The sequence below is a fragment of the Pokkaliibacter sp. MBI-7 genome (genome assembly GCF_029846635.1).
GTDB lineage: Bacteria > Pseudomonadota > Gammaproteobacteria > Pseudomonadales > Balneatricaceae > Pokkaliibacter.
Genome location: NZ_JARVTG010000002.1, coordinates 1590173 through 1602604 on the forward strand (window position 1 = coordinate 1590173; position 12432 = coordinate 1602604).

8 protein-coding genes are annotated in these 12432 nt (G+C 57.9%); 5 read left to right on the top strand and 3 right to left on the bottom strand.

Annotation, left to right across the window (positions count from 1 at the left end):
• Nucleotides 1–200: 200 nt before the first annotated feature.
• Both QCD60_RS26945 and QCD60_RS26950 read right to left on the bottom strand, forming a co-directional pair.
• Nucleotides 201–2078, bottom strand: coding sequence for a HAMP domain-containing sensor histidine kinase (locus QCD60_RS26945; RefSeq protein WP_279790064.1), 1878 nt, complete (start codon nucleotides 2076–2078; stop codon nucleotides 201–203).
• The gene (locus QCD60_RS26950; protein WP_279790066.1) at nucleotides 2075–4309 is read right to left on the bottom strand and encodes an EAL domain-containing protein; all 2235 of its coding nucleotides are present in this window, start codon (nucleotides 4307–4309) and stop codon (nucleotides 2075–2077) included. The genes QCD60_RS26945 and QCD60_RS26950 overlap by 4 nt, the downstream gene beginning before the upstream one ends.
• A gap of 424 nt (nucleotides 4310–4733) precedes the next feature.
• Here QCD60_RS26950 and QCD60_RS26955 point away from each other — a divergent pair, with 424 nt between their 5' ends.
• Together QCD60_RS26955 and QCD60_RS26960 are read left to right on the top strand one after the other, a co-directional pair.
• On the top strand, nucleotides 4734–5876 hold the full coding sequence (locus QCD60_RS26955; protein WP_279790068.1) for a PfkB family carbohydrate kinase: 1143 nt from the start codon (nucleotides 4734–4736) through the stop codon (nucleotides 5874–5876).
• Between the two features lie 11 nt (nucleotides 5877–5887).
• A complete protein-coding gene (locus tag QCD60_RS26960; RefSeq protein ID WP_279790071.1) occupies nucleotides 5888–6793 on the top strand; it encodes a pseudouridine-5'-phosphate glycosidase in 906 nt (301 codons plus the stop codon).
• Between the two features lie 127 nt (nucleotides 6794–6920).
• On the opposite strand, the gene QCD60_RS26965 is transcribed toward QCD60_RS26960, so the two are convergent.
• Nucleotides 6921–7997 (bottom strand): methyl-accepting chemotaxis protein, encoded by a 1077-nt coding sequence (locus tag QCD60_RS26965; RefSeq protein ID WP_279790073.1) that lies wholly within the window; start codon nucleotides 7995–7997, stop codon nucleotides 6921–6923.
• A 453-nt stretch (nucleotides 7998–8450) separates the two neighbouring features.
• Here QCD60_RS26965 and QCD60_RS26970 point away from each other — a divergent pair, with 453 nt between their 5' ends.
• Genes QCD60_RS26970 through QCD60_RS26980 form a run of 3 tightly spaced genes read left to right on the top strand, consistent with a single transcriptional unit; the run spans nucleotide 8451 to nucleotide 12359 of the window.
• Entirely contained in the window at nucleotides 8451–9659 is a 1209-nt protein-coding gene (locus QCD60_RS26970; RefSeq protein ID WP_279790075.1) for a thiamine pyrophosphate-dependent dehydrogenase E1 component subunit alpha, read from the top strand.
• A 32-nt stretch (nucleotides 9660–9691) separates the two neighbouring features.
• Nucleotides 9692–10669, top strand: a complete 978-nt coding sequence (locus tag QCD60_RS26975) for an alpha-ketoacid dehydrogenase subunit beta (RefSeq protein WP_279791075.1) — start codon at nucleotides 9692–9694, stop codon at nucleotides 10667–10669.
• Between the two features lie 46 nt (nucleotides 10670–10715).
• Nucleotides 10716–12359 (top strand): dihydrolipoyllysine-residue acetyltransferase, encoded by a 1644-nt coding sequence (locus tag QCD60_RS26980; RefSeq protein WP_279790077.1) that lies wholly within the window; start codon nucleotides 10716–10718, stop codon nucleotides 12357–12359.
• Nucleotides 12360–12432: the final 73 nt, after the last annotated feature.

Consider the following 12432-nt stretch of genomic DNA (forward strand, 5'->3'; position numbering starts at 1 on the left):
GATAGCTGAATCGAATCAGCTTCAGACGGCACAAGGCCGGGCAATGACACATTTTTCAGATCGGGGCACGTCAGGCCCGATGATAAAAGAGGCGTTCATCGATATGGCAGGCAGCGGGGTCATAACGCGTACCCCGTGGGTCTGAGCACGGCCGTCAGCACAAGCGCAGAGCGGACAGGAACCGCACGAGTCTGGCGTCCCTACCCGGAGACCGCCTGCTGCAGCGGGGAGCGGCAGTCCAGCGGCAAGCGCAGATGCATGGTCGTCCCCCTGCCCTGCAGCTCCGTTTCGATCCATACCCGGCCACCCAGCACCTCAGTGGTCAGATGATGCACGATATGCAGCCCAAGCCCTGTGCCACCGGCGCCACGCCGGGTGGTGTAGAAAGGATCAAAAACACGTTTGATGTGCTCTGGCGCAATCCCGATACCATCGTCGCTGACCAGGATGTCCACCGACTGGTCGGCACTCACGCGGGCACTGATCGAAATGGTGCCGGTGTCGCCCGGGGTAAAGGCATGCACCAGCGCGTTATGCAGCAGGTTTTGTATCACCTGCCCCAGCGGCCCGGGATAACTGATCATTTCAATATCGGCAGGAATATCGGTCACCACCTGATGACCGCTGTGTTTCCACTGTCCATGGGTCAGGGCAAGAATGTCAGCCACCAGCGCCTGCAGGGAGAACGACTGGATGTCCGCATTGGCCCGGTCAGCGGCGACCTGACGGAACTGCTGAATCAGCGTTGCTGCCCGGTTGATATTAGCTTCAGCCATCTGCAGGCCATCGGTTTGATGCAGCAGCAACTGTTCCAGTTCAGAGCGCTTAACCCCACCTGCCAGGAAGGCCTGGCGGAAGTCTCGCAGGCGGTCAGCCAGCGTGGTCACACACAGCATGACTGCCCCAATCGGGGTATTCAGCTCATGAGCAACCCCTGCCACCATCAACCCCAGTGAAGACAGCTTTTCTGTACGTACCAGCTCTTCCTGCGATGCCTGCAACTGGCCAAGCGTGGTGGTCAGCTGCGTATTGCTGTGCTGCAACTCCTTTGCTCTGCTATCGAGGCGGCGGCGGCTCAGGGCAAGAAAACCGGCCAGGCAGGACACCATCAGCAGCACGGCAGCGCCAGCACTGAAGTAAAAAAGCTGCAACTGACGCTGAAGCACCAGCGGCGTGGTCACCCGTGACAGGGTATATAACTCTGGTATTTCATCGGCACTGATCTGCAGATCCTGCTCGGGGTTGGCACGCGCAAACGTCCATAGACCGTGCTCGTCGAGAAACTGCCCTGACTGCTCAGTGATGATGTGCTGCCAGACGTCCGGGTACTCGACCTGAATACGACGAGAGGGATCGTTGAACATGAAACCCCACTCCTTGCTGGCGTCAGGCCCTACCAGCCAGTAACCCTGTTCATCAACCAGCATGGCATCAGCAGAGGTTCGGAGTTCCGCAATCAGCCGACTGGCGTCGAGATTCAGCACCGCTATTCCCTGCGTTTCTCCGCTGGCTGTCACCACTTTGGTCACAGCACGCAGCGTCGGACGGTAGGGCGTCTCAATCTTCCCGCCCTCCACATTGAGGTCCAGTGGCGAGACATAGACCTTACCGGGTTCCGTCTTCAACCCCTGCTGCACGTAGTAGCGACCGGATTTGTTCTGTAAGTCATGCTCGGTAATGGTCTTGAGCTGCGGCCCTGTTCTGTCGACACGGACCTGCTCCATCCCCTGATTCGATAACCAGCGAATCTGCATGTACTGAGGGTAAGCACGGCCTGCATCGCTGAACAGACTGGCCAGCAGCGTATCGGGAGCGGCAGCTGAGCTGTCCAGCACGGATGCGGTGCTGCCCGCCAGCAACAATACATCCTGATAGACCTTGGTCAGATAGCTCTCGACCAGACGATTGTCATGAGCCACCAGATCACGCTGGGCATAACGGATCTGATCCAGCTCGCGGCTGGAGGCATTGTTATAGATCAGCCAGGTGCCCAGCGGGATGATGATCCACCAGGGCAGCAGGTACCCCAGCCAGAGGGTCGCCCGGCGAGCAGATGCAGGCGCCATGTGCTCACTCATCTTTCGCCCTGCTTGCGGTTATGCAGCCACTGGATAAGGTCCTCCAGTGGCATGGGCCTGCCAAACAGCCAGCCCTGACCAATGTTGCAGCCATTGTCACGCAACCAGTTGGCCTGCTGCTCGGTTTCCACCCCCTCTGCTACCACCGAAATATCCAACCGCTTGCCCAGCGCAATGATCATGCGCACCAGCGAACGGCTGCGCTCGTCCTTATCAAGGCGTGACACAAAGGCAATATCGATCTTCAGATGATCCGCAGGCAGTTCAAGCAGATATTCCAGCGATGACATCCCGGTGCCAAAATCATCGATGGCGACCGTTCCTCCCAGAGTCCGGTGCTGTTCCAGTAAGGCCGCAACCTGATGGAAAGACTGCATCATCGCCGTCTCGGTCACTTCAAGGCATAGCCGCTTGCGCTCTATTCCTGCCGCCTCGTAGGCCACACGCAACCGATCAAACACATCTGCCCGCTCAAGCTGACGTGCCGAATAGTTGACGCTGACCAGCATCTTTTCGAACCCTTCCGAATTGAGGCGCTGCACGGCCTGACAGGCGTGGTTGACGACAATGTCACCTATGCAGTGGATATAAGCCGACTGTTCAGCCAGCGGGATAAACACACCGGGGGAAATCATGCCCTGGTCGGATTGCCAGCGAATCAGCGCCTCTACTCCGACCACCTCGTCTGTCTGCAAATCGACCTGCGGCTGATAGTGCAGAATAAACTGCTGCTCGCGAATGGCCGTCACCAGCTTCTGCATCAACGCGAAGCGCTCGCTGGCCTGCCGCTCAAACTCCGGATCAAACGGCTGCACTGACCCGGCACCATGGGCCTTGGCAATACGCAACGTGGTGACCGCCGAGCGCAGTAGTGACGATGCATCTTCCGCCCCCACCGTCAGTGACATGGCCGTCAGGCAGGCCGTGAGATTATGGCTGCTCTGGTTGATTTCAAAGGGCTGCTCAAACATCTGCTGTGCAGCATGCAGATTGACACTGTCGGCATGTCCGATGATGGCAAACAGATCCGAATGCAGACGCCCGATGACCGTAGGCTGAGGAAAGGACACCGACAGGCGTTCAGCCACTGCCTGCAGGACCGCATCACCAAACCCGGAACCAAACAGGTTGTTGAAACCGGAGAAGTGATCCAGATCCAGCAGTACCAGCCGGAACATGCTGGCATCCTTCAGCTTATTCAGACGCGCCAGCTCCCGTAAGATCGCACTGCGATTGGGAATACCCAACAGCTCATCCTGATAGGCTACCCGGTCGAGCTTGCTGATCAGTGCGACATTGCCGAAACCACGCGACACGTTAGCGGCAAACACATGCAGCAGTTCCATTTCGGTTTCAGTGAGCTGACGTCCGGTGGCCACATAAATGGCGAACTCGGAAATTGCTGCCGACTTGGAGAAAAACAGCACCTGCCCTTCTGGCGCCCCGACAAAAGCCTTCTCCAGCAGCGCCTGATAGAGAATGGTCTGTACTTCGCTATCGGGTAACTCGCGCAGAGCCCTGTTGATGTAGGGCCGGAAGCGGCCACTAGCGGCGATGGTAATGGGTTCAGGCTCATCCGTCCCTTCTGCCAGACCTACCGCAGCCGCCCGATTGACGCACACCAGCCCTTCATCAGGCACATTGATCAGGGTGGCAATTTCACTGAGGGTAGCCGAGGCAATCTGCGACAGGTTACGAATGCCCAACAGGCGATTGCTGGACTCGACGATCAGCTGCAAGCCACGGCGGGCCGCCGAAATCGTCTTCAGCTGATGATAATTGCGTACTGCGGCGGTCAGAATATTGCGTATACCGCGAGTTGCCAGATCGGATTTGAGCACATAGTCAGACAGGTCATAGTCCTGCATGACTGATTCCGCAGGTGCCATCCCCGGCTGGCCGGTCAGCAGGATAAAGCGCGTCTCCGACACGCCCAGAATCTCACGCACCGCCTTGATCAGACGCAGGCCTGCGTCCTCGGTTTCCATCACCACATCGACCAGCACCACCGCGAAATGCGGGTCCTGCCCCAGCAGTGCAGCCGCTTCGGCCATGCTGTATGCCTGCACCAGCTCAATAGAGCGCTCCATCAGCTCCATGTTGGCCAGGGCAAATGCCAGTGAACGCTGAAATTTAGGGTCATCATCAACGGCCAGCACCCGCCATACCGGGCTGGAAGCGGAACCGGCGGGCAGATCAGACTCTGGCAGAAAACCTAATTCATCATCCATTCAATACTTTCCCGAACCCTGGCTAGAAATACTAACGGTGGCCACATAACGCCTAATGGCGACAGGTAGCCTAGCAGGTCGTTGAAAATCTATCTGCGTTGCCGAATACCGCGTCAAAAACACGCTCAAAATGCTCATTTAGTTCACTAAACTCCGCTTTTTCGCCTGTTTCTTGTGCCCTCGGGGTATTTCCTTGTCTCGACTGCCTCGATAACGTTTTTCAACAGCCTGCTAAAACCCAAATGTGACTCTTTGTCAGCCGCTCTTTAGACAGGCTAGTGCAGAAATGCATGATCAGCCACGACATAACTTGTCGAGCATCAAACAACTGGGCGGCAGGAAGAAAAAGGATCGGTGATGCTTGCCAAACCGGGATTAAGCAACATAATTAGCAAACTTTAGTTTGCAACACGGACATAAGTTTGTGATCACTGAGCGCGAACAGGAAATTCTGCTGCTGATCCGCCAGGATCCGCTGATTTCTCAGCAGGCGCTGGCCGACCGTCTGGGCATCACACGCTCTGCGGTGGCTGGCCATATCATGAACCTCACCAACAAGGGGGCGATTCGCGGCAAGGGGTATATCGTTGCCGATGCACCCTACGCGGTGGTGATCGGTGGCGCCAATATGGACATCCTCGGCCAGCCGGCCACCGCCTTTCAGCTGCAGGACTCCAACCCCGGCCGGGTCAGCTGCTCTCCCGGCGGCGTGGGCCGCAACATAGCGGAAAACCTCGCCCGACTGGGGGCAGACAGCCGTCTGATCGCGCCTATCGGCAAAGACGCTTACGGTCAGATGCTGCTGGAACACTGTCAGCAGGCGGGTATCGATATGCGCTACTGCCTGCTGCTGGACGACGCCACGACATCTACTTATCTGTCGATTCTGGATGCCAGTGGCGATATGCATGTGGCCATCAACGACATGGCCATTATTGAACGCCTGCGGGTGGAAACGCTGGTCATTCATGCCGAGATGCTGCGACGCGCCAGCTTGCTGATCATCGATACCAACCTCAGTCGTGAGGTACTGGAATACCTGCTGAGCCAGTTCAGTCAGGTGCCGATCTTCGTCGATACCGTGTCCGGGCCAAAATCGGAAAAACTACGCGGGCTGCTGGGGTCCATTCATACCCTCAAGCCCAATCTGCTGGAAGCGCAGCAACTATCGGGGCTGAAGGTCCGCTCCGACGATGATCTGCCCGGCCTCGCCGACTGGTTCCATCAGCAGGGCGTAAAACGCCTCTGCCTGAGCCTGAGTGCACGCGGCACGTATCTCAGTGAAATGAACGATCAGGGCACGGCAGAGCAACAGATTCTGCCCCCTCTGGCGGTCGATCTGGTCAATGCTAACGGTGCGGGTGATGCCTTCCTCGCCGGTCTGGCCCATGGCTGGCTGCAAGGCTGGCAAAGCTGCGATGCCGCACGCTTTGCCGTAGCCAGTGCGGCGCTGGCCCTGACTCACCCATCGACCATCAACCCCACTATGTCGGTCACCGCTGTCGAGCGTCTGCTGCAGCAGACCGAGGCACTCCCCTATACCGCCCATTCTCAGCACAACGCCTGAAAGGATTAACCATGAACGCCTATCTCGATATCCATCCCGAAGTGAAAGCCGCCCTGGACGCAGGCAAACCGGTTGTCGCTCTGGAGTCCACCATCATCTCCCACGGTATGCCCTGGCCGCAGAATGCCGAAACCGCACTGCAGGTCGAGCAGATCGTTCGTGACAACGGTGCTGTACCGGCCACCATCGCCATCATCAAAGGCCGTCTGAAAGTGGGTCTGAGCAAGGAAGAGATCGAATACCTGGGTCAGGCTGGCCAGAACGTGATCAAGACCAGCCGCCGCGATATTCCCTTTATCGTCGCCAGCGGCAAGGATGGCGCCACTACCGTTGCCTCTACCATGATTCTGGCTGCCATGGCCGGTATTCGTGTTTTCGCCACCGGCGGTATTGGCGGTGTGCATCGCGGTGCAGAGGAAACCTTCGACGTCTCTGCCGACCTGCAGGAACTGGCCCATACCAACGTGGCGGTCATCTGCGCCGGGGCCAAGTCCATTCTTGATATCGGTCTGACCCGTGAATATCTGGAAACCCACGGCGTGCCTGTGGTTGGCTACCAGACCGCTACCCTGCCTGCGTTCTACACCCGCGAAAGTGACTTCGGTGTCGACTACCAGCTGGATACTCCCCAGCAGATCGCTGATGCCCTGAAAGCCAAATGGGCACTGAATCTGAACGGTGGTGTGGTGATCGCTAATCCGATCCCCGAACAGTTCGCCATGGATCGCAGCAAGATTGATCAGGCCATCAGCAACGCGCTGGCCGAAATGGATGAGAAAGGAATTGGAGGCAAAGACTCCACACCTTTCCTGCTGGCCAAGGTGGCAGAAATTACTGGCGGCGACAGTCTGAAAGCCAACATCCAGCTGGTTTTCAATAATGCCCGTCTGGCTGCACAGATTGCCGCAAGCATGTAAACAGCGTCAGGCTGACACTCGCCTGTCGCTCTGACGAAATCGAACATCCGGCCAAAATAAAAATGGGCGCACCTCACATGAGATGCGCCCATTTTGTTGTCTGGTCACTCAGCCAGCGGATACGTCCTCAGGCCAGATCACTCAACAGTCCGGCCACTTCCTGACTGGCACGTTCCATCTGCCGCAAATGGTCGACCATGGCGGGGATATTGCCCTCCACCTTGGCTTCCAGTGCTTTCAAACCATGCTGATGCACCTGACGGTGTGGCTCCTCCAGCCGCTTGAACGCCGACTGATGGCCATACAGCGCACTGCCTTCCCCCTGGTAGTACCATTTGCCGAGGCGGCACGCCTTATGGTCAGCCAGCTCCGCGCCCATGCCACCCAGCTCCCAGACGCTGGCGTAGACGTTGTTCTTCCACACCACATGATCAAGCTTGACGGTTTCCACGAAGGTGGAATTTACGCTGTGCTCGATGGTTTGCTGCATCTTGCCAGACATGTTCAACACTTCGTTGACGGCACTGCTCACCTGCTCCGCCGACGCTGCCATGGCATCGCTGCTTGAGGTCATGGACTGAATATTGTTCTCCACCTCACGGGTAACACCAGCAATCTGCTCCACCAGATTGGCAATCTCACCGCTGGCCTCGGAGGCCTTCTGCGCCAGATTGCGAACCTCATCAGCCACCACGGCGAAGCCACGGCCCTGCTCACCGGCACGGGCAGCTTCAATGGCCGCGTTCAACGCCAGCAGGTTGGTCTGCTCGGAAATATCACGAATCACGCCGACAAAGCTGACGATTTCCCTGGCCACGCCCTGCAGAGAGTGCACATGCCCGACACTTTTGTCCGCCTGAGATTTGGCACTGGCGAGCTGTTCGAGAATCTTGCCCAGTACCCGACGGCTGTCTTCAAACAGATCATCGGCGTTGGTCAGGCCGTTGTTTTCCTGCTGCAGGGTGGCAAACACATTGGCCACGCTCTGCCGCACGTCGGTAATCAGCTGGGTACCGGTATGCCAGTGCCGGCTGACATCCTTGAATTCCTTACGCTGCGCCTCGCAGCGCTGGAGTGTCTGTTCAGTATCACGTGACACGGTGTTCTGCTGCTCACGCATCTGCACCAGTTCGGCCTCCAGTGCATTGATACGATCCTGGTACTTCTGTTCCATGGCCAGATAGCGGCGACGACTAACCCACACAACAGGCACTCCCTCATTGGCGAAAAATCTCATGCAGCATAGAGAGTACGGGGCTTTGCGCCAATGGGGTGAGGCACATTCGCGCACTTTTTTGACGTGGATCGTGAGCTTCATCGTGAGGTTGAAACACTCTCCCCTCGGGCAGCCAGTTTACTTTTACGTCAACGTAGAATAGGGTGGTGCAATCTTTGATCAGGGCGATAATTTTATTTGACACTTACCCGCTGGCTGCCTTGAACCACCGGGCACAGACACCAAGAATCAGTTAGCCCTGACTGCATCAGTGAATGCAGGCAAAAACAGCTTCAACGACGTACCTTTAACAGCAGACATGGATATGCCCGAAGCAACGGCCACTACCCCCGGTCCCGCGCTGGCGCTCTTACCGGAGCTCGGCTAAATCCGCTCAAATACCCTTTGAACCGCCTAGATAACAACAAAAGAAGGTCACTTATGAGCAGTCAACAGCAGGATGGTGGCATCGTCCACCAGCCGGTATTTACCGGCAGCGCGGATCTCTCCATTCCGACACTCAGGATTCTCCAGCAAGACGGTCAGCTTTACCCCGGCGCTACCCTGCCCGAGATTGATCAGGCCCTTGCCCTCAAGATTTACGACACCTTTCTGTTTATCCGCGCACTCGACGAGCGCATGCTGGCCGCCCAGCGTCAGGGGCGTATCAGCTTCTACATGACCGAAACCGGCGAAGAAGCAGCTGACATCGGCAGTACCGCCGCGCTGGATAACCAAGACATGGTGTTCGCCCAGTACCGCGAACAGGGGTCACTGGCCTTCCGCGGCTTTCCGCTGGAAAACTTCATGAACCAGATGTTCTCCAACGAGCACGATCTGGGCAAAGGCCGCCAGATGCCGATCCACTATGGCTCGCGCGACCTGCACTATATGACGATCTCCTCACCGCTCGGCACCCAGCTGCCACAGGCCACCGGTTACGCCTATGGCCTCAAGGCACAGGGCAAAGCCAACTGCGTTATCTGCTATTTCGGTGAAGGCGCGGCCTCTGAGGGCGACTTCCACGCGGCGCTGAACATGGCAGGCGTGTTGAAAACCCCCACCATTTTCTTCTGCCGCAACAACGGCTACGCCATCTCGACCCCGACCAGCGAACAGTTCGCCGGTGACGGTATTGCTCCCCGTGGCGTTGCCTATGGTCTGAAGTCCATCCGGGTTGATGGCAACGACGTGCTGGCAGTCCTCAAAGCCACGCAGGAAGCGCGTCGTCTGGCGGTTGAACAGCATCAGCCGGTGCTGATCGAAGCCATGACCTATCGCCTCGGTGCGCACTCGTCCTCGGACGACCCCAGCGGTTATCGCAGTCGCAAGGAGGAAGAGCTGTGGCGCCAGAAAGACCCGGTCATCCGTTTCAAGAACTGGCTGGTACAGCAAGGCTGGTGGAATGAAGAGCAGGAAGCCGCTGCCAGAGACACTCATCGCAAGGCCGTCATGGATGCTATGAAGGCGGCAGAAAAAATTGCCAAATCCCCCGTGGAAGAACTGGTGAACGATGTGTACGACACCCCGCCCTGGCATCTGCAGGAGCAGTTGTCGGCGCTGAAGGAACACATCCGCAAATATCCGGATTTCTATCCCGTCACCTCCTGGCGCCTGACGCAGGACAACAGCACCGGGGAGGGCAAATAATGAGTACGAACAAACAGACCCAGCAAGGCACGATCAGTGATATGAACCTGCTGCAGGCCATCAACAGTGCGCTGGATATTGCCATGGCCACGGACGATTCCGCCCTGTGCTTCGGCGAGGATGTCGGCCATTTTGGCGGGGTATTCCGTGCCACCAGCCACCTGCAGGAAAAGTACGGCAAGCAGCGCTGCTTCAATACACCACTGACCGAGCAGGGCATTATCGGCTTTGCCAATGGCGTCGCCTCTGGCGGGATGACGGCCATTGCCGAAATCCAGTTCGCTGACTATATCTTCCCCGCCTTTGACCAGATCGTGAATGAGTCGGCCAAGTTCCGTTATCGCTCCGGTAACCAGTTCAATGTCGGCAGCCTGACCATTCGCACCCCTTATGGCGGCGGCATCAATGGCGGCCACTATCACTCCCAGTCACCGGAGGCCTACTTCACCCATACCCCGGGCCTGAAAGTCGTGGTGCCGCGCAACCCCTATCAGGCCAAGGGCCTGTTGCTGGCGGCCATCCGCGACCCCAACCCGGTCATTTTCTTCGAGCCGAAGAAACTGTATCGCGCCTCGGTCGGTCAGGTGCCCAGTGAAGACTACACCCTGCCTATCGGCCAGGCGGAAGTCATCAGTGAAGGTAAGGACGTCACGCTGGTCGCCTGGGGAGCACAGGTGGATGCCATCGAGAAAGCGGCCAAACTGGCCAGCGAAGAAGGCATCAGCTGTGAGGTGATCGACCTGCGCAGCCTGCTGCCCTGGGATGTACACACGCTGGAAGCGTCGGTGAAGAAAACCGGCCGCCTGATTATCAACCATGAAGCGCCTCTGACCTGTGGTTTCGGTGCGGAAATCGCCGCCACCCTTCAGGAGCGCTGCTTCCTTTATCTGGAGTCCCCCATCATGCGGGTCACCGGTCTGGACACGCCCTTCCCTCTGGCACTGGAGAAGGAGTACATGCCCGACCACCTCAAGACCTTTGAGGCCATCAAGCGCAGCGTCTCCTACTGAGCGCCCGCCGAACTGCCCCGCAAATAACAGATAACAGGAGAGGGACATGCAAATTGATTTTATTCTGCCGGATATCGGCGAAGGCATTGTCGAATGCGAGCTGGTGGAGTGGCTGGTGCATGAAGGCGATGTCATTGAGGAAGATCAGCCCGTCGCTGATGTGATGACAGACAAGGCGCTGGTACAGATTCCTGCCATGCACTCCGGCACGGTAACACGGCTGTACTATCAGCAGGGAGAAATCGCCAAAGTACACGCGCCGCTGTTTGCGCTGGATATTGCCGATGCTGCCGAGCAGGCGGCCAACGACCCGGCACCGATAGCAACATCGACAACACCGGCAACCGTAAACGGCGCCAGCCGCATCAAGGACTTTATCCTGCCCGATATTGGCGAGGGGATTGTTGAAACCGAGCTGGTGGAGTGGCTGGTCAAAGAAGGCGATCTGGTCGAGGAAGACCAGCCTGTCGCCGATGTAATGACGGACAAGGCACTGGTACAGATTCCGGCGATGGATAGTGGCCGTATCGTCAGGCTTTACTACCAGCAGGGCGATATCGCCAGGGTACACAGCCCGCTGTACGCCATCGAAGTCAGTGGTGAACACCCTCCCCATGTGCACACCATCGCTCAGCTAAAACCTCAGACCAGCGTGACCAGCAGCACAGCGGCTCAGCCCGCCGCCCTGCATGGTGCCCCTGCCGGGCAGGGCAAGGCGCTGGCCAGCCCGGCAGTACGCCGTATCGCCCGCGAAATGAGCCTTGACCTCAGCCGGGTTACTGGCAGCGGCAAGAACGGTCGGGTACTGAAGGAAGACCTGCTGCGACTGCAACAGGCACCTGCAGCCTCCCCCGCCCCTGTCGGTACGACTACTTCATCCGCAACACAGACATCACAACCGGTTGAGGCTCCTGTATCACAAGCCCCTGTATCACAAGCAGCGGTATCACCAGCAAAAGCCGCAGCACCTGCTGCCGATCAGGGCGAAAACCGCATCGAGCCCATTCGAGGTATCCGCGCTGCGATGGCGCGCCAGATGCAGGACTCGGTCTCCACCATCCCCCATTTCACCTACTCCGAAGAACTGGACATCACCGCGCTCGATAATCTGCGCCAGCAGATGAAAGCCCGCTTCGAGAAAGACGGCGTCAAGCTGACCATGATGCCGTTCTTCATGAAGGCACTGGCCCTGTCGATTGAGGCCTTCCCCATCCTCAACAGCCGGGTGAATCCTGACTGCACCGAGCTGACCTATCTTGGTGATATCAATATCGGCATGGCGGTAGATACGCCCGTGGGATTGATGGTGCCCAATATCAAACAGGTGCAGCGTCGTTCACTGCGTGAGATCGCCGAAGAAGTGGGCCGCCTGACGCAGGCTGCCCGTGCAGGCCGGGTCAGTCAGGATGACCTGAAAGGCGGCACCATCACCATCTCCAATGTTGGCGCCATCGGCGGTATTGTGGCCACACCCATCATCAACAAACCGGAAGTTGCCATTGTCGCACTGGGTCGGGTGCAGACCCTGCCACGCTTTAATGATCAGGGTCAGGTGGAAGCACGCAAGATCATCCATATCAGCTGGTCAGGTGATCACCGGGTTATCGACGGCGCCACCATGGCGCGCTTCTGCAATCAGTGGAAGAGCTATCTGGAAGATCCGGTTTCGATGCTGAGTTATCTGCGCTGAACGAGAAACGCCCGGCTCACCTAAGTGACCGGGCGTTCCCGCCTGCCTCAGACCGAATCCGGCTGAGGCAGGC

Bases quoted from the DNA above. Each gene is read 5' to 3' on its own strand.
- QCD60_RS26945 (WP_279790064.1), bottom strand. From the start codon at position 2,078: ATGAGTGAGCACATGGCGCCTGCATCTGCTCGCCGGGCGACCCTCTGG.
- QCD60_RS26950 (WP_279790066.1), bottom strand. From the start codon at position 4,309: ATGGATGATGAATTAGGTTTTCTGCCAGAGTCTGATCTGCCCGCCGGT.
- QCD60_RS26960 (WP_279790071.1), top strand. From the start codon at position 5,888: ATGAACGCCTATCTCGATATCCATCCCGAAGTGAAAGCCGCCCTGGAC.
- QCD60_RS26970 (WP_279790075.1), top strand. From the start codon at position 8,451: ATGAGCAGTCAACAGCAGGATGGTGGCATCGTCCACCAGCCGGTATTT.
- QCD60_RS26980 (WP_279790077.1), top strand. From the start codon at position 10,716: ATGCAAATTGATTTTATTCTGCCGGATATCGGCGAAGGCATTGTCGAA.